The organism is Streptomyces sp. NPDC020422 (genome assembly GCF_044386705.1).
Taxonomy (GTDB): Bacteria; Actinomycetota; Actinomycetes; order Streptomycetales; family Streptomycetaceae; genus Streptomyces.
This window is the reverse complement of sequence record NZ_JBIRVJ010000003.1, coordinates 662,094-680,016: the sequence shown is the minus strand read 5'-3', so window position 1 is coordinate 680,016 and position 17,923 is coordinate 662,094. Positions and strand designations below refer to the sequence as shown.

The 17,923-nt window shown below is 73.1% G+C and carries 14 protein-coding genes; 2 read left to right on the top strand and 12 right to left on the bottom strand.

Annotated features, from left to right (window positions below; all coding sequences use genetic code 11):
• Positions 1–9: 9 nt before the first annotated feature.
• From ACH414_RS10515 to ACH414_RS10485, 7 genes are all read right to left on the bottom strand, one after another.
• On the bottom strand, positions 10–564 hold the full coding sequence (locus tag ACH414_RS10515) for a GNAT family N-acetyltransferase (RefSeq protein WP_382547882.1): 555 nt from the start codon (positions 562–564) through the stop codon (positions 10–12).
• 42 nt (positions 565–606) lie between these two features.
• Positions 607–1,452 (bottom strand): GNAT family N-acetyltransferase, encoded by an 846-nt coding sequence (locus ACH414_RS10510; protein ID WP_382547884.1) that lies wholly within the window; start codon positions 1,450–1,452, stop codon positions 607–609.
• Positions 1,453–1,582: 130 nt separating this feature from the next.
• A complete protein-coding gene (gene ispG, locus ACH414_RS10505) occupies positions 1,583–2,740 on the bottom strand; it encodes a flavodoxin-dependent (E)-4-hydroxy-3-methylbut-2-enyl-diphosphate synthase (RefSeq protein ID WP_382547886.1) in 1,158 nt (385 codons plus the stop codon).
• Between the two features lie 115 nt (positions 2,741–2,855).
• Entirely contained in the window at positions 2,856–4,160 is a 1,305-nt protein-coding gene (locus tag ACH414_RS10500) for a M50 family metallopeptidase (protein ID WP_382547888.1), read from the bottom strand.
• Positions 4,157–5,404, bottom strand: coding sequence for a 1-deoxy-D-xylulose-5-phosphate reductoisomerase (dxr, locus tag ACH414_RS10495; RefSeq protein WP_382547890.1), 1,248 nt, complete (start codon positions 5,402–5,404; stop codon positions 4,157–4,159). The genes ACH414_RS10500 and dxr overlap by 4 nt, the downstream gene beginning before the upstream one ends.
• A 33-nt stretch (positions 5,405–5,437) precedes the next feature.
• Complete coding sequence (gene aroA, locus ACH414_RS10490) at positions 5,438–6,685, bottom strand: 3-phosphoshikimate 1-carboxyvinyltransferase (RefSeq protein WP_398941476.1); 1,248 nt, start codon at positions 6,683–6,685, stop codon at positions 5,438–5,440.
• 90 nt (positions 6,686–6,775) lie between these two features.
• On the bottom strand, positions 6,776–8,704 hold the full coding sequence (locus ACH414_RS10485; RefSeq protein WP_382547894.1) for an acyl-CoA dehydrogenase family protein: 1,929 nt from the start codon (positions 8,702–8,704) through the stop codon (positions 6,776–6,778).
• A 117-nt stretch (positions 8,705–8,821) separates the two neighbouring features.
• Here ACH414_RS10485 and ACH414_RS10480 point away from each other — a divergent pair, with 117 nt between their 5' ends.
• A complete protein-coding gene (locus tag ACH414_RS10480) occupies positions 8,822–9,124 on the top strand; it encodes a putative quinol monooxygenase (protein ID WP_382547896.1) in 303 nt (100 codons plus the stop codon).
• Between the two features lie 75 nt (positions 9,125–9,199).
• Here ACH414_RS10480 and ACH414_RS10475 read toward each other — a convergent pair whose 3' ends face one another.
• The 5 genes from ACH414_RS10475 to ACH414_RS10455 all read right to left on the bottom strand — a co-directional run bounded on the left by ACH414_RS10475 (position 9,200) and on the right by ACH414_RS10455 (position 16,279).
• Positions 9,200–10,645: an aldehyde dehydrogenase family protein gene (locus ACH414_RS10475; protein ID WP_382547897.1), complete on the bottom strand. Its 1,446-nt coding sequence runs from the start codon at positions 10,643–10,645 to the stop codon at positions 9,200–9,202.
• Positions 10,646–10,829: 184 nt separating this feature from the next.
• A complete protein-coding gene (locus ACH414_RS10470; protein WP_398941474.1) occupies positions 10,830–11,822 on the bottom strand; it encodes an EamA family transporter in 993 nt (330 codons plus the stop codon).
• Between the two features lie 83 nt (positions 11,823–11,905).
• Complete coding sequence (locus ACH414_RS10465) at positions 11,906–12,058, bottom strand: hypothetical protein (protein WP_398941472.1); 153 nt, start codon at positions 12,056–12,058, stop codon at positions 11,906–11,908.
• Positions 12,059–12,096: 38 nt separating this feature from the next.
• The gene (locus tag ACH414_RS10460) at positions 12,097–13,668 is read right to left on the bottom strand and encodes a PucR family transcriptional regulator (protein ID WP_382547901.1); all 1,572 of its coding nucleotides are present in this window, start codon (positions 13,666–13,668) and stop codon (positions 12,097–12,099) included.
• A gap of 85 nt (positions 13,669–13,753) precedes the next feature.
• Entirely contained in the window at positions 13,754–16,279 is a 2,526-nt protein-coding gene (locus ACH414_RS10455; protein ID WP_398941470.1) for an ATP/GTP-binding protein, read from the bottom strand.
• A 258-nt stretch (positions 16,280–16,537) separates the two neighbouring features.
• Between ACH414_RS10455 and gabT the strand changes: the two genes are divergently transcribed.
• Positions 16,538–17,872: a 4-aminobutyrate--2-oxoglutarate transaminase gene (gabT, locus tag ACH414_RS10450; protein ID WP_398941468.1), complete on the top strand. Its 1,335-nt coding sequence runs from the start codon at positions 16,538–16,540 to the stop codon at positions 17,870–17,872.
• Positions 17,873–17,923 lie beyond the last annotated feature (51 nt).

Sequence of the window (17,923 nt, the reverse complement as noted above, 5' to 3'; positions counted from 1 at the left end):
TCGGAGAAATCAGTTCTCGGCCCCGCGCCGCCTCAGCGGCAGCGGCGCGCCCATCACCGCGTACGGGCGGGGTGCGCTGGGGAAGTGCACCTGCCGGGCGAGGTCGGCGTAGCCGAGCGATCCGTACAGGCCGCGGGCGGGGCTGTCGGTGTCGATGGCGGAGAGGATCGAGCGGGGCAGGTCGGAGGAGTCGGTGATGGTGGTGATCAGCTCCCGGCCGACGCCCCGGCCCTGGAAGTCCGGGTGGACGTGCAGCTCGGTGATGACGAAGGAGTCGTCGAGCCAGCCCTCGCTGCCGGTGGCGCGCAGATAGGGCTCGACGATCGTGGACCACCAGTGGGAGCGGTCGTTGGGCATCCCGTACACGAAGCCGACGAGCGTCCCGTCGGGGGTGGTCGCCCCGTAAGCGCAGGCGCCGGGGTTGAGGAGGTGGCGCAGCACGATGTGGCGGCGTACGACGATCTCGTCCTGTTCGAGCCCGAAGGCGAGGGCCTGCACGGCGAGCGCCTCGTCCACCCGCGCGGCGAGATTGACCGGCCCGATCACGACCTTCGTGTCATCCATGCGCCGCACCCTACAAGCCGTACGCGGGCCGGCGAACCCGGTTCAGAACAGCACGCTCATGAAGGCGCCGACCTCGTCGAAGCCGACGCGGCGGTACGCGGCCCTCGCGGGGGTGTTGTAGTCGTTGACGTAGAGGCTGACGACGGGGGCGACGTCGGCCAGCGCGTACTGCAGGACGGCGGCCATGCCGGTCTCGGACAGGCCGCGGCCCCGGTGCTCGGGGGCGACCCAGACGCCCTGGATCTGGCAGGCCTGGCGGGTGGCGGCGCCGATCTCGGCCTTGAAGACGACCTTGCCGTCCTCGATGCGGGCGAAGGAGCGGCCGGCGCCGACGAGCTCGGCGACGCGCGCCTGGTACAGGAGCCCGCCGTCGCCGGCCATCGGGGAGATGCCGACCTCCTCGGTGAACATGGCCACGCAGGCGGGCATGATCACCTCCATCTCGTCCTTGCGGACCCGGCGGACCAGCGGGTCGGGCGCGACCGTGGTGGAGGGACGGTCGGCGACCATCAGCGGCTGGTGGGCGCGGACGTCGCGGGCGGGTCCCCAGCCGGGCTCCAACAGGCGCCAGAGCTGGGCGGTGGGTCCGGCGGGACCGACGATGGAGGAGCAGCGGCGGCCGACCCGGCGGGCCCGGTCGGCGAAGGCGCGGACGGCCTCGGGGGTGGCGCAGATGGGGACCAGGTTGGCGCCGGAGTAGCAGAGCGAGCGCAGCTCCCCGTCGGCGTACCAGCCCCACATCTCGCCGCCCAGGCGCCAGGGGTCGAGTCCGGCGATCTGGACGCGGGCGGTCACGAAGGCGTTCTCGACGGGGGCGCTCTCCAGGACGGCGAGCGCGGCGCCGAGGTCGGCGGGTTCGAGGACCCGGGTGGAGGTCTGCGTCAACACGAGGGGGCCTCACCGTACGGTTTCTGCTGGTCTCCGCACTGTACCCCCGTCCCCCGCCGCCTGGGATGCCCGAAGCCCCTGACGTCCCGGGGGACGCAGGGGCTTCGGGTACGTCGGTGACGCAGCGGGGTCAGCCGGCGACGGCGACGGTCGGCTCGCCGCTGGCGACGCCGTCCTTCTCCATCTGCTCGGCGATCTTCATGGCCTCTTCGATGAGGGTCTCGACGATCTTCGACTCGGGGACGGTCTTGATGACCTCGCCCTTCACGAAGATCTGGCCCTTGCCGTTGCCGGAGGCGACGCCGAGGTCGGCCTCGCGGGCCTCGCCGGGGCCGTTGACGACGCAGCCCATGACGGCGACGCGCAGCGGGACCTCCATGCCCTCCAGGCCGGCGGTGACCTCCTCGGCCAGCTTGTAGACGTCGACCTGGGCGCGGCCGCAGGACGGGCAGGAGACGATCTCCAGGCGGCGCGGCTTGAGGTTCAGCGACTCCAGGATCTGGTTGCCGACCTTGACCTCCTCGACCGGCGGGGCCGAGAGGGAGACGCGGATGGTGTCGCCGATGCCCTCGGAGAGCAGCGCGCCGAAGGCCACGGCGGACTTGATGGTGCCCTGGAAGGCGGGGCCGGCCTCGGTGACGCCGAGGTGCAGGGGGTAGTCGCAGGCGGCGGCGAGCTGGCGGTAGGCGTTGACCATGACGACCGGGTCGTTGTGCTTGACCGAGATCTTGATGTCGCTGAAGCCGTGCTCCTCGAAGAGGGAGGCCTCCCAGAGCGCGGACTCGACCAGCGCCTCGGGGGTGGCCTTGCCGTACTTGGCCAGCAGGCGGGCGTCGAGCGAGCCGGCGTTGACGCCGATGCGGATCGGGGTGCCGGTCGCGGAGGCCGCCTTGGCGATCTCCTTGACCTTGTCGTCGAACTGCTTGATGTTGCCCGGGTTGACGCGGACGGCGGCGCAGCCGGCGTCGATCGCGGCGAACACGTACTTCGGCTGGAAGTGGATGTCCGCGATGACCGGGATCTGCGACTTCTTCGCGATGGTCGCGAGCGCGTCGGCGTCGTCCTGGGTCGGGCAGGCCACCCGGACGATCTGGCAGCCGGCCGCGGTGAGCTCGGCGATCTGCTGGAGCGTCGCACCGATGTCGGAGGTGCGGGTGGTGGTCATCGACTGCACCGACACGGGGGCGTCGCCGCCGACGGCCACCGATCCGACCTGGATCTGGCGGCTCTTGCGCCGCTCAGCGAGCTTGGTCGGAACGGACGGGATACCGAGAGAGATCGCGGTCATCAGCTGTACAACCCCAAGGTGTGGTTCATCGGGCGCAGGTCTTGCTCAGGTCTTCGAGATTACCGCCCCGCGGGCGGGCGGCCGGACACCGCACGGGTTCCGGCCGCTTGCGGCGTCAGGTCAGCTTCACCGGATTGACGATGTCGGCGACGAGGACCAGCAGGGTGAAGCAGACGAACACGCCCGCCACCACGTACGCGGCCGGCATCAGCTTCGCCACGTCGAACGGGCCCGGGTCGGGCCGCTTGAAGATCCGCGCGGTGTGGCGGCGGATCGACTCCCACAGGGCGCCCGCGATGTGGCCGCCGTCGAGCGGGAGCAGCGGGAGCATGTTGAACAGGAACAGCGACACGTTGAACATGACCAGCAGGTTCATGAACCAGACGAGGATCGTCTGGGGCGGCGCGTCCACGGTCATCAGCTCGCCGCTGATGCGGGCGGCGCCGACGACGCCGACGGGCGAGTCCTGGGCGCGCTCGCCGCCGCCGAAGGCGGCGTTCCACAGGGCGGGGATCTTGCCGGGCAGGGCGATGACGGACTCGACGCCGGCCTGGAGCTGGTCGGACATCCGGGTCACGGACTGGCCGAAGGTGAGCGGCATGACCTCGGTCTTGGAGGCGAAGCCCAGATAGCCGGCGGGGACCGTCTGCAGCGGCTGGACGACCCGGCCGTCGGCGTCCTTCTTGTAGACCTCGTTCTTGATGAGGGTGGGGTGGAGGTCGAGCCGCTGGTCGCCGCGCTGGACGGTGATGGTGGCGGGGCCGATGGTGTCGCGGATGTGGTCGGAGAGGGTGTTCCAGTCCGCGACCGGGGTGCCGTTGAAGGCGACGATCCTGTCGCCCTCCTTGAGCCCGGCGGCGTACGCGGGCGAGACCGGGTCGCCGGCCTGGCAGGTGTCGCGCTTGGTGGACTGCGGGATGACGCACTTCTGGACGCCGGCGACCTTGGTGGTCTGGCCCTCGAAGCCGATGGCCATGGCACTGCCGAAGAACAGCAGGACGGCCAGGACCAGGTTCATGAACGGTCCGGCGAACATCACGATGACGCGCTTCCACGGCTTGCGCGTGTAGAAGAGCCGGTCCTCGTCGCCGGGCTGCAGCTCCTCGAAGGAGGCCTCGCGGGCGTCCTCGATCATGGAGCGCCAGGGGGAGGTGGAGCGGGCCTCGATCCGGCCGTCCTTGCCGGGCGGGAACATGCCGATCATGCGGATGTAGCCGCCGGCCGGGATCGCCTTGATGCCGTACTCGGTCTCGCCCTTCCTGCGCGACCAGATGGTGGGGCCGAAGCCGACCATGTACTGGGGCACGCGGATGCCGAAGAGCTTGGCCGTGGAGAGGTGGCCGAGCTCGTGCCAGGCGATGGAGACGAGCAGGCCGAAGGCGAACAGCACCAGGCCCAGTACGTACAACAGAACGGTCATGCGCGCGCCTCCGCGATTGCCTTCGCCGCGAGTTCCCGGGCCCGGGCGCGTGCCCAGGTCTCCGCTTCCAGGACGTCCGACACGGTGAGCGAGGTTCCCGTGGGGGTCCCGTGCTCCGTGACGACTCGGGTGACGGTATCCATGATTCCGTTGAACGGCAGCTTTCCGGCCAGGAAGGCGTCCACGCACTCCTCGTTGGCCGCGTTGAAGACGGCCGGGGCGGTGCCGCCGAGTCCGCCGACGTGGCGGGCCAGGTCCACCGACGGGAAGGCCTCGTTGTCGAGCGGGAAGAACTCCCAGGTGGAGGCCTTGGTCCAGTCGAAGGCGGGGGCCGCGTCGGGGACCCGCTCGGGCCAGCCGATGCCGAGGGCGATCGGGCCGCGCATGTCGGGCGGGGTGGCCTGGGCGAGCGTGGAGCCGTCAGTGAACTCGACCATCGAGTGGACGTACGACTGGGGGTGGACGACGACCTCGATGCGGTCGAACGGGATGTCGTAGAGCAGGTGGGCCTCGATGACCTCCAGGCCCTTGTTGACCAGGGTCGCGCTGTTCACCGTGATCACCGGGCCCATGGCCCACGTCGGGTGGGCGAGCGCGTCCTCGCGGGTCACGTTCGCCAGCTGGTCCCGGGTCCGGCCGCGGAAGGGGCCGCCGGAGGCGGTGACGACCAGCTTGCGGACGTCGTCGCGGCTGCCCGCGGCGAGCGCCTGGAAGAGGGCCGCGTGCTCGGAGTCGACCGGGATGATCTGGCCGGGCTTGGCCAGCGCCTTCACCAGGGGGCCGCCGACGATCAGCGACTCCTTGTTGGCCAGCGCCAGGGTGCGGCCCGCCTCCAGGGCGGCGAGGGTGGGCGCGAGGCCGATCGAGCCGGTGATGCCGTTGAGGACGGTGTGGCAGGGCGACGCGGCGAGCCGGGTGGCCGCGTCCGGGCCCGCGAGGAGCTCGGGCAGCGGCTCGGAGCCGTACAGCGCCGTCAGCGCCTCGCGCAGCTCGGGCAGCGCCTCCTCGCGGGCCACCGCGACCGCGCCGACCCGCAGCCGGTGCGCCTGCTCGGCGAGCAGCCCGATCCGGCCGCCGGACGCGGCGAGGGCGGTGACCCGGAACCGGTCGGGGTTGCGCAGGACCAGGTCGATGGCCTGGGTGCCGATGGACCCGGTGGAGCCGAGGACGACGATGTCCCGGCGTCCGGTGGACACGTCGAAGGCGATGTGCGGGTCGGCGAGAGGAGAGGGGCGGTCGCTCATGCCCCCATTCTTGCCGCAAAGCCCGTGGGCTCCTCACAGCCCCCGGGCGAACGCCTCGAAAACGGTGTGGAAGTCCGGGAACGTCTTCCGTACGCAGCCGGGGTCGTCGAACGTGACGCCGGGGGTGCGCAGGGCGGTGACGGCGAAGGACATCACGATGCGGTGGTCGCCGTGGGTGGCGATCTCGACGGGCCCGGCGGGGGTGCCGGGGTGGATCTCGATCCAGTCGGGGCCGGTCTCGACGGTGATGCCGAGGGCGCGCAGGTTCTCGGCGCAGGCGTCGAGGCGGTCGCACTCCTTGACCCGGGTGTTGGCGACGTCCTCGATGCGGACCGGCCCGTCGGCGAAGGGGGCGATCGCGGCGAGGGTCGGCATGGTGTCGGAGATGTCGCGCATGTTGACCGTGAGGCCGTGCAGGGCGCCGGTGGAGCGGACGGTGGTCCGGTCGGGCCCGACGGTCACGTCCGCGCCCATCCGCCGCAGCACCTCGACGAAGCCGAGGTCGCCCTGGAGGGCGCCGGCGCCGAGGCCGGGGACGGTGACGGCGCCACCGGGGGTGAGGGCGGCCGCGGCGAAGAAGTAGCTGGAGGTGGAGGCGTCGGGCTCGATGGCGTAGGTGGTGGCGCGGTAGCCGGTGGGCGCGACGGTGTACGTGCGCCCCTCGGGGCCGTCCTCGCGCGCGACCTCGGCGCCGAAGGCCCGCATCATCGCGAGGGTGATCTCCACGTAGGGCTCGGAGACCAGGTCGGTGACGGTGATCGTGAGGCCGTCGGCGGTGAGCGGGCCGAGCATCAGGAGGGCGGTCAGGTACTGGGAGGACTGGCCGGCGTCGAGGCGGAGCGCGCCGCCCTTGATGCCGTCGGCGGCGACGGTGAGCGGATGGTGGCCCTCGCGCTCGCCGTGGGCGAGGTCGACGCCGAGTTCGCGCAGGGCGGTGGTGAGGGGGCCGAGCGGGCGGCGGCGCATCTGGGGCGAGGCGTCGAAGCGGAAGGTGCCGTGGCCGGCGGCGGCGAGGGCGGGCAGGAAGCGGGCGGTGGTGGCGCCGTCGCGGCAGTAGACGTCGGCCTCGGCGACGCCGGGGCCGGCGGGGCGGCCCTCGATGTGCCAGGCGCCGGGCTCCTGCCGTACGGCGTAGCCGAGGGCCTTCAGACCCTCGGCGAAGCCCTCGGTGTCGTCGGAGCGCAGCGGCCGCAGGAGGGTGGTGGTGCCTTCGGCCGCGGCGGCGAGGAAGAGGGCGCGGGCGGTGACGGACTTGGAGCCGGGGATGTCTATGACGGTCACGCCGCCAGTCTGCCGTGGGTGGTGACGGGAGGGCGGAACGTTTCGGCCAGTGGACGGGCAGACCCCTCGGCGCCTGCCCGCCTCCGGTGGCTACGGGATCTTCCGGTGGACGTTCTCGCCCGTCGCCGGGCCCGGGGTGGCGTCGGCGATCCAGGGGCCGTCGTCGCTCGGGTCGAGGATGCCCTGCTCCAGCCAGGTGTAGGAGCCCCCGAGGACCGCGTCGACGACCTTCCGGTCGAGGTCGTCGGTGTTGGACCAGAGTCGGCCGAAAAGTTCGGCCACGCGGAGCCGGGACTGGTGGCAGAAGGCGTCGGCGAGCTGGTGCGCCTCGCGGCCGTGGTCGGTGGTGGTGCGCAGGAGTTCGGCCCGCACGCAGACCGCGCTCATCGCGAAGAGCTCGGCGCCGATGTCGACGATGCGGCCGAGGAAGGCCTGTTTGAGCTCCATCTTCCCCTGCCAGCGGGACATGGCGTAGAAGGTCGAGCGGGCCAGCTTGCGGGAGGTGCGCTCGACGAACCTGAGGTGGGTGGCGAGCTCGCCGAACTCCCCGTACGCGCCGGGGAGCTGCCCCTGTCCCGCGACCAGCTTGGGCAGCCAGCGGGCGTAGAAGCCGCCCGCGCGGGCGCCCGCCTTCGCCTTGTCGGCGAGGGCCTTGTCGGGGTCGATGATGTCGCCGGCGACGGCGAGGTGGGCGTCGACGGCCTCGCGGGCGATCAGCAGGTGCATGATCTCGGTCGAGCCCTCGAAGATGCGGTTGATCCGCAGGTCGCGCAGGAGCTGCTCGGCGGGGACGGCGCGTTCGCCGCGGGCGGCGAGCGAGGCGGCGGTCTCGTAGCCGCGGCCGCCGCGGATCTGGACCAGCTCGTCGGCCATCAGCCAGGACATCTCGGAGCCGTACAGCTTGGCGAGGGCGGCCTCGATGCGGATGTCGTTGCGGTCCTCGTCGGCCATCTGGGAGGCGAGGTCGACGACGGCCTCCAGGGCGAAGGCGGTGGCGGCGATGAAGGAGATCTTGGTGCCGACGGCCTCGTGCCGGGCGACCGGCTTGCCCCACTGCTCGCGTTCGGCGGCCCACTCGCGGGCGATCTTCAGGCACCACTTGCCGGCGCCGGCGCAGGCGGCCGGGAGGGAGAGCCGCCCGGTGTTGAGGGTGGTGAGGGCGATCTTCAGGCCGGCGCCCTCCGGGCCGATGCGGTTCGCCGCGGGGACCCGGACCCGGTGGAAGCGGGTGACGCCGTTCTCCAGGCCGCGCAGGCCCATGAAGGCGTTGCGGTGCTCGACGGTGACGCCCGGCGAGTCGGCCTCGACGACGAAGGCGGTGATGCCGCCCCGGTGGCCCTCGGAGGCGGGGACGCGGGCCATGACGACCAGGAGGTCCGCGACGACGCCGTTGGTGGTCCACAGCTTCACCCCGTCGAGGACGTACGTGTCGTCCCCTTCGGGTACGGCGGTGGTGGCGAGGCGGGCCGGGTCGGAGCCGACGTCGGGCTCGGTGAGGAGGAAGGCGGAGAGGTCGGTGCGGGCCAGCCGCGGCAGGAAGGCGTCCTTCTGCTCCTGGGTGCCGAAGAGCTTCAGCGGCTGGGGCACGCCGATCGACTGGTGGGCGGAGAGCAGCGCGCCGAGCGCGGGACTGACCGAGCCGACGAGGGCGAGGGCCCGGTTGTAGTACAGCTGGGTGAGGCCGAGGCCGCCGTACTTGGGGTCGATCTTCATGCCGAGCGCGCCGAGCTCCTTGAGGCCGGTGACGGTCTCGTCGGGGATGCGGGCCTCGCGCTCGATGCGGGCGCCGTCGACGCGGGTCTCGCAGAACTCCCGCAGTTTGGCGAGGAAGGCCTCGCCCCGCCGTACGTCCTCGTCGGCGGGGAGCGGGTGCGGATGGATGAGGTCGAGACGGAAGCGGCCGAGGAAGAGCTCCTTGGCGAAGCTCGGCTTGTGCCAGTCCTGCTGGCGTGCCGCCTCGGCGACCTGCCGGGCCTCGCGTTCGGAGACCTTGGGCGGGCGCTGGGTGGGTGCGGACATGAGGGGCTCACCTCGCCGCTCGTCGGGGGCCTTGAGTGGCTACTCGTCCGTCGTACCCGATATCCACGGGTTGGGAAAGACGAGCGGAGCGGATGGCGGACGCGTAGGGTCCCCGCCATGTCTCAGACGATCAAGCTCATCATCCACATCTCGTGTCTGCCGGGCCGGGGCGCGGAGCAGGCCGCCGCTTTCGAGGCGCTCGCGCCGGTGGTACGGGCGGAGGAGGGGTGCCTCCAGTACGACCTGCACCGGGTGGCGGACGACCCCGACCGCTTCGTGCTGCTGGAGCGCTGGGCCTCGGCCGAGGCGCTCGCCGCGCATGACGCCGCCGGGCACATGACGGCGGCGGACGCGGCGAACAAGGCCTTCAGGGCCGGTCCCGCCCGGGTCGTGAGGCTGCTGGACGCGCCGGTCGCGTAGGGCGGGAGGACAGGAGACGGCCGGAGCCCCCGCACAGTGGGCTCCGGCCGTCGGTCTGTGGTGCGTACGTACGGGTTACAGCGCCAGGCCCGTGAGGACCAGGACCCGCTCGTAGGTGTAGTCGTCCATGGCGTACTTGACGCCCTCGCGGCCGACGCCGGAGCGCTTGGCGCCGCCGTACGGCATCTGGTCGGCGCGGTAGGACGGGACGTCGCCGACGATCACGCCGCCGACCTCCAGGGCGCGGTGGGCGCGGAAGGCGGCCTGCAGGTCGTGGGTGAAGACACCGGCCTGGAGGCCGAAGTCCGAGTCGTTGACCGCGGCGAAGGCCTCGGCCTCGCCGTCGACCTTGGCGATGGTCAGGACCGGGCCGAAGACCTCGGCGCGGGCCAGGGTGACGTCGGCCGGGAGGTCGGTGAGGACGGTCGGGGCGTAGGTGGCGCCCTCGCGCTTGCCGCCGGCGAGGAGCTTGGCGCCGGCCGCGACGGCCTCGTCCACCCAGGCCTCGACGCGCTTGGCGGCGTTCTCGTCGACGAGCGGGCCGACGTCGGTGGCGTCGTCCGCCGGGTCACCGGTGACCTGGGCCTCGACGGCGGCGACGATCTTCGGCACCAGGCGCTCGTAGAGCGAGGCGTCGGCGATCACGCGCTGCACCGAGATGCAGGACTGGCCGCCCTGGTAGTTGGAGAAGGTGGCGATGCGGGTCGCCGCCCAGTCCAGGTCGGCCTCGGAGGACCAGTCGGGCAGCACGACGGCGGCGGCGTTGCCGCCGAGCTCCAGGGTGCAGTGCTTGTGCGGCACGGACTCCTGGATGGCGTAGCCGACCTTGTCCGAGCCGGTGAAGGAGATGACCGGGAGGCGCTCGTCCTGGACCAGGGCGGGCATGCGGTCGTTCGGCACGGTCAGGATCGACCAGGAGCCGGCCGGCAGGTCGGTCTCGGCCAGGATCTCGCCCAGGACGAGGGAGGAGATCGGGGTGGCCGGGGCCGGCTTGAGGATGATCGGGGCACCGACGGCGATGGCCGGGGCGACCTTGTGGGCGCTGAGGTTCAGCGGGAAGTTGAACGGGGCGATGCCGAGGACGACGCCCTTGGGGATGCGGCGGGTGAGCGCCAGACGGCCGACACCGCCGGCCTCGGTGTCGAGGCGCTGGGCCTCGCCGCCGTTGAAGCGACGGGCCTCCTCCGCGGCGAAGCGGAACACGGACACGGCGCGGCCGACCTCGCCGCGGGCCCACTTGATGGGCTTGCCGTTCTCGGCGGAGATCAGCTGGGCGATCTCCTCGGTGCGCTCGGCGAGGCGCTTCGACACGTGGTCGAGCGCGGCGGCGCGGACGTGCGCCGGGGTGGCGGCGAACTCGTCGACGACGGCGTGCGCGGCGGCGACGGCCTCTTCGACCTGGGCCTCGGTGGGCACGCTGACCTTGCCGACCAGACGTCCGTCGAAGGAGTTCGTGACGTCGAAGGTGGCCTCGCCGGTGGCCTCGCGGCCGGCGAGCCAGAAGGCGTGGGTGGTCGTCATTGCGTACCGGCCCTTTCCGTATCGGTGCATCGCTCGGGGGTGCGTGCGATCGCTCTGCTGACACGTTAGGGCGAAGCGGGCAGCGGGAGGCTTGTCCGCTGTGGAGTGGTGACGGGGCCCTCCTGTCCGCTTTGGCGCGCCGCTGTGGGCTGCCCCCGCCCCCGGCTCGGGGCGGGGGCGGGGATCAGCGGCGCCGTTCGGTCGAGACGATCAGGCAGACTCCGCCGACGACGATCGCACCGCCGAGCACGATGGGCCAGGTCAGGGCCTCGTCGAGGACGAGGGCGCCGAGGGCGACCGCGACGACCGGGTTCACGTACGCGTAGGTGGCGACCAGCGAGAGCGGTGCGGCCTGGAGGAGCCAGGCGTAGGCGGTGAAGGCGAGCAGCGAGCCGAAGACGACCAGATAGGCCAGGGCCGCCCAGGAGCGCCCGGAGACGGCGGAGAGGTCGAGGCCGTGCTGCTCGCCGCGGACCAGGCCGACGCCGAAGCCCGCGAGGCCGCCGGCGATCATCTCGTAGGCACTGGCGGTGAAGGGGTTGGCCGGCATCGGCAGGCGGGAGGAGCTGAACGAGCCGACCGACCAGCACAGCGTCGCGACGATCACGAGGACGACCCCGCCCGCCTTCACCTCGCCGCTGAGGCCCGGCAGGGTGAGCACGGCGAGACCGACCAGGCCGAGCAGCACTCCGGCGAGGCCGCCCCTGGTCGGCCGGTCCCCCGAGAGGGCCTTGAGGACGACCACCCAGGCCGGGACGACGGCGATGAGCAGCGCCGCGAGTCCGGAGGGCACGGAGGTCTCGGCGAGCACGACGAGCCCGTTGCCGCCGAGGATGAGCAGCAGGCCGACCCCGACGGCCGAGGCGAGCTGCCGGGGCGTCACCTTGAGCGCGGCGGGCCCCTGCCGCAGGGCGATGATCCCCGCGAGGATCAGCCCGGCCGTGACGAAGCGGGTGCCGGCGGACAGGAACGGCGGCAGGGTCTCGACGACGATCCGGATCCCGAGGTACGTCGACCCCCAGACGACGTACACGATGCCGAGGGCGGCCCATACGGCACCGGAGATCCGGCGGGCGGGGGCGGACGGCTTCTCGGGCCGGGCGGGCTGGGCGGGCTGCTCGTGCTTCTCGTGGTACTCGTGGTGCTCGGGGGCCGGATCGACGGCGGGGGTTGTCATGTGCAGGAGATTAGGCAGCGGGGCGGGACAAGGCCAAGAAATTTGCCCGGGATCGGGCAGCATGAAGGCGATTGACGCCCCGATCATGCCGTCTCGGCCACGTCGGCCACACCGGCCACGTCGGCCATGTCGGCGACGCCGGCCACACCGACCACGTCGGCCATGTCGGCGACGCCGGCCACACCGACCAGGTCGGCGACGTCGGCCCCATCGGCCCCATCGGCCCCATCGGCCACACCGAATCCGCCGGCCGTGTCACCCGGTTCGCGTCCGGCTACTCCGCCGGGCCCCCTCCCCCGCCCTCCCCCGTCGCCTTCAGGGCCAGCCACAGCTCCATCCGCACGTCCGGGTCGTCGAGCGACCGCCCGAGGATCTCCTCCACGCGGCGCATCCGGTAGCGCAGGGTGTGCCGGTGGACGCCCAGGTCGGCGGCGGCCGCGTCCCACTGGCCGTGCCGCGAGAGCCAGGCGCGCAGGGAGGCGACGAGGTCGCCGCGGCCGGTGGCGTCGTGCTCGTAGAGGGCGCGCAGCAGCCCGTCGGCGAAGGCGCGGACGGCGTCGTCGGCGAGGAGCGGCAGGACGGATCCGGCGGCCAGCTCCTCGTGCTCGACGAGGGCCCTGCCGCGGCGGCGGGCGACGGACAGGGCCTGTTCGGCCTGCTTGTACGCGGCGGCGGCCGCGATCGGGCCGGTCGGGGCGGACAGGCCGACGAAGACCTCGGCCTCCTCGGCCTCCCGTGACGCGTACGCCTCGCAGGCGGTGACCACCGCTCCCCCGTCCCCGGCGAGGACCATGAGCCGTTCCTCGGACTCGGGCACGGTCAGGACGGACTCGCCCGCCCGGGCCGCGGCGGCTTCGAGCGACTCGGCGAGCACCGCGAGCGGGGCCTCGCCCGAGCTCGCCTCGGTCGACGCGGGCTCGGCGATGAGCAGCCGGAAGGGCGCGTCGAGCAGGCCGCCGTAGAGGTCGCCGGCGACCGCGCGGGCGTGGTCGGGCTGCCCGGCGAGCAGCATCCGCAGCACGGCCGCGCCGAGCCGCTGTTCGGCGGCCTGGAGGGACCGGGAGCGTTCCGTCGTGAGGGTGAGCAGGGCGATGGCGGAGTGCACCGCGTACCGCTCGGCCGTGCCCAGCGGCGCCCCCGTGCCGACGGCGAGCGCACCGCGCACCCGGCGTCCGGTGCCCAGGGACTGCAGCTCGACCCGGTCGTCGGTGCCGCCGACCACGGCGCTGGCGGGCGCGGGGCGCTCGCGGAGCCGTTCGACGTCGGCGGTGAGGCGGGCGGCCCGGCGGGCGGCCCACTCGGGCGAGGCGGCGAGGACGCTGCCGGAGGTGTCGTACAGCGCGGCCCAGCCGTCGATGTGCGCGGCGAGCCGGGCGACGACGGCGTCCGGGCCCTCGGCGAGGGCGGCCCTGGTCAGTTCGCGCTGGGCCTCGAAGCCGGCGGTCACCGCCCGGTACTGGTCGGCGGCGATGGCCGCCGACACGGCCTTGCTGATCGCGAGGAACGGGGTGCGGCGCGGCACTTCGAGCAGCGGCAGGGACTCCTCGCGGGCCGCGTCCAGGAGCGCCCGCGGGATCTCCTCGTAGTTGACGCCGACGGCGAAGCCGAGCCCGACCACGCCCGCCCCGAGCAGCCGCCGGACGTAGCGGCGCATCGCCTCCGGGTCCTCGGCGTCGAGGGTGAGCGCGGTGGTGAGCAGCAGCTCGCCGCCCTCCATGTAGGGGACGGGGTCGGCGAGCTCGCTGACGTGCGCCCAGCGCACGGGGGTGTCGAGGCGGTCCTCACCGGCACGGACGGTGAGCTTGAGCGCCGAGTGCTGGACGAGCGAGGCGAGGGTGGGCGGCATTGGGGACCGTCTTTGAGGGGAGGGAGGCGCGCCGCCTGTCCGGCGGCGCGCCCCCGATTGTGCCAGCCCGCCGAGGGGGGCGCCCTCAGCCGCCCAGCCGCACCAGGAAGGGCGGCGTCTGCTCGCCGTCCACATGGGTGAGGGAGACGACGGCGTGCCCGAGGGGGACGGAGTGGGCGAGGTCGGAGGCGGACCACCGCTCGCGTTCGACCTCGCGGACGGTGACGGCCTCCGTCGTCACGGCCTCGCCCGTGAGCTTCTTCCGCAGGGCGTGCAGGACCCGTGTCATGGGCGCGTCCGCGAAGACCGTGTGGTGGGCCACCTCGGTGGCCTCCACCCGTTCGGTGCCCCACGCCTGCGCGAAGGCCCGGCCCTCCCAGGCGGACACCCCGGCGAAGGCCATCCGGCAGCCGACCGCCGCGAGGAGCGGCCCGTGCAGCGCGGCGGGCACGTCCGCGAGGGTGCGCAGCGCGAGCACGACACCCGCGTGCTGGGGTCGCAGGCCCTGCAGGGCCTGGACCGTCCCCGGGGTGAGCGCGCCCGCCGCGTCGTCGAGCACCAGGCAGGCGAAGGGCCCGCGCCCGGCACGCGCGCGGGTGACGGCCTGGAACTGGGCGAGGACGAGCCGGTTGAGCAGGCGGCCCGCCTCCTCGTGGCCGCCCTCCGGCAGGCTGATCCGCACCCGCATCGGGTGCTGGGCGACCGCCTGGAGCGAGAAGGGCCGCACCTCGCTCCCGCCGCCGAAGAACCCGGCGAAGACGGGCCGGTCGAGCACGGCGAGCCGGTCGGCGAGGACGGGGCCGACATCCGTCGGGGTGCCCACCTGCCGCATCCGGGAGTCCAGCTCGCGCCGCATGGTCTGCGCGCCCTCCGGCGGCAGGAGGTCGAGCAGGGCCCGCAGCGTCTCGGGGATCCCTTCGAGCAACTCGCGGAGGACCGGCACGGTCGGGAAGCGGCCGTGCGCGGCCCGGTACGGGCCGATGAGCTGGGCCAGCGCGGTGGCGGCGCGCCGCATCTCCACGCCCTCCATGTCCCCGACCAGCCCCTCGGCGAGGACGGCCGCGGCCTCGTCGGCGTCGGTGGACCCGGCGTACAGGTCCAGGTCGTAGGCGGAGGACGGGTCGCCGAGACGCACCACGACGTCGTACGCCGCGTCGGGTCCGAGCGGTGCACGGGGCGTGCCGACGGCGACGACGGCGCAGCTGCCGGTGAGGGCCTGGAGGACGAGCGACTCGACGACCGGTCCGACCAGGGCGCGGCTCTTTCCGGTGCCCGAGGGGCCGACGGCCAGGAGCGAGGTGCCGAGCACTCCGGGTTCGAGGGCGAGTCCGGCACCGTGGTAGGCGTACGGGGTGCGTTCGGCCGGGGCGTAGCGCCCGAGCAGGACCTGGCCCGTGAGCAGGTCGTGCGGGGTCGAGCGGTGGGGAAGGTCGCGGGCGCCCGAAGGGTGGGTGGCCGCCGCGGCACCCTGTTCCAGGAGGGCGCGGACGAGGGCGGCACGCCCCGCGGTGTCGCGGGCGGTCTCCCGCCAGGCGCGGCGGACGCGCGCGCAGTCGACGTCGTTCATCCGTCCGCCGGCCACGTCGACGGCGAGCCGGTCGGCGGCCTGGTGCTCCCCGGACTCCCTCAGCTGCGGCCACTGGGACAGCGGGACGGCGGGCGCGGCGGGGTGCCGGGCGGCCACGTCGGCGGCTGCGGTCCGACGGGCGCGGAGGAGCTCCGCCCAGCGGCCGAGCCTGGCGAACGGCCAGACGACCAGCGCCGTGATCACCGCGTACAGGGAGTAGACGAGGAGGGGCGAGGCGAAGGTGTCGTAGCCGCCGGTGAGCAGGGCGGTGAGGCCCATCACCGCGGGGACGATCGGGAGCGGGTCCCAGTCGAGGCCCGGCACCTCGGGCCAGACCAGCGCGAGGACGACCAGGGCGAGGACGCCGGCGAGCGCGGCGCGGACCGGCGGGCGGCAACGGTCGAGATAGAACTGCGTGACCCTGCGCCAGCCGCCGATCCGGTCGATCGCCCAGAGCATCAGGAGAAAGACGACACCGGCGAAGACGCGGTGTGCCTCGCCCCCGTGCCAGTCCCGCGGGGAGGTGGTCCCGGGCCACCACCACTCCGACGGCGTGAGGGCCTGGAGCGGGAGGTAGCCGTAGGGGACGACGCCTCGCGTCCAGGAGGACCAGAGGAACATCCCGATGAGCACCGGGATGAACATGCCGGCGATGGTGACCGGCTTGATCCGCTCGGCCGGGGGGTACGCCGTCTGCGCGTACCGGTACCGCCAGATCCCCAGCCCCGCCTCGGGCCGTGGCGCGTCCAGCCACTCGGCCACCGGATGGCGCGCCTCGGGCGCCCGGTCCGGCGGCGGCGGGGCGGCGGCCGGGCGCGGAGGGACGAGGGGGGCGGGGGGAACGAGCGGGGCGGCGGCCGGAGGGGGCGTCTGCGTCGCGCCCGGCTCGACCGCCGGGCTCGGCGGCCGGCCGGTCGGCGGAACCGCCGGCACCCCGCCCCCCGGCCCCCCAGGCCGCGGCACCCCCGTCGGCGCCTCCCGGGCCGGTCGGGGCCACGTCCCGCCGGACGGGTCGCGTGACTCGTACGTGCCTTCGGTCTCCATGAACCCCTGCCCCCTGACCAGCCAGGTCGCCGCATCCGTGCAAGCGTCAATCTAGTGGTGATCGGCGCCGTCCGAGCCGTTTCGCCCAGCCGGGCGGCAGCGTGCCGTCACGAGTGCCGTCCGGAGCGCCGCCATGTCCACCGCGGACAACGACACACCCCCCAACACTCCCGATCGGCGCATGCCTCTCGCCCTCCCTCGCGCCTAGCCTGCGGAGGAAACCCGCAAGTGCGTCCAGAACACCCCCAGGAGCCCCGCATGAACGCTGTCCCGCAGGAGCGGCGCGTCGTCACCGCCATCCCCGGCCCGAAGTCGCAGGAGCTTCAGGCCCGCCGTCTCGACGCGGTCGCCGGTGGCGTGGGCTCCGTGCTGCCCGTGTTCACCAAGCGGGCCGGCGGCGGCATCATCGAGGACGTCGACGGCAACCAGCTGATCGACTTCGGCTCCGGCATCGCCGTGACCTCCGTCGGCGCCTCCGCCGAGGCCGTGGTGCGCCGCGCCTCCGCGCAGCTCGCCGACTTCACCCACACCTGTTTCATGGTGACGCCGTACGAGGGTTACGTGGAGGTCTGCGAGGCGCTGTCCGAGCTGACCCCGGGCGACCACGCCAAGAAGTCCGCCCTGTTCAACTCGGGCGCCGAGGCGGTCGAGAACGCGGTCAAGATCGCCCGTTCGTACTCCAAGCGCCAGGCCGTCGTCGTCTTCGACCACGGCTACCACGGCCGGACGAACCTCACGATGGCGCTGACGGCGAAGAACATGCCGTACAAGCAGGGCTTCGGCCCGTTCGCGCCCGAGGTCTACCGCGTGCCGGTCGCCTACGGCTACCGCTGGCCCACCGGTGCGGAGAACTGCGGCCCCGAGGCCGCCGCCCAGGCGATCGACCAGATCAGCAAGCAGATCGGCGCCGAGAACGTCGCCGCGATCATCATCGAGCCGGTCCTCGGCGAGGGCGGCTTCATCGAGCCGGCCAAGGGCTTCCTGCCGGCGATCGTGAAGTTCGCCAACGACAACGGCATCGTGTTCGTCGCGGACGAGATCCAGTCCGGCTTCTGCCGCACCGGCCAGTGGTTCGCCTGTGAGGACGAGGGCATCGTCCCCGACCTCATCACCACCGCCAAGGGCATCGCGGGCGGTCTGCCGCTCGCCGCGGTGACCGGCCGCGCCGAGATCATGGACTCCGTCCACGGCGGCGGCCTGGGCGGCACCTACGGCGGCAACCCGGTCGCGTGCGCCGGTGCGCTCGGCGCCATCGAGACCATGAAGGAGCTCGACCTCAACGCCGCGGCGAAGAAGATCGAGTCCGTCATGAAGGCCCGTCTGACGGCCATGCAGGAGAAGTTCCCGATCATCGGCGACATCCGCGGCCGCGGTGCGATGATCGCGATCGAGCTGGTCAAGGACCAGGCGACCAAGGAGCCGAACCCGGAGGCCGCCGGCGCGCTCGCGAAGGCCTGCCACGCCGAGGGCGTCCTCGTGCTGACCTGTGGCACCTACGGCAACGTGCTGCGCTTCCTGCCGCCGCTGGTGATCGGTGACGACCTTCTGAACGAGGGCCTGGACGTGATCGAAAGCGCGTTCACCCAGATCTGACGCTCCGTGTGAAGAAGCTGTGGGGGGCCGATGGCGGGATGGAGATCCGGC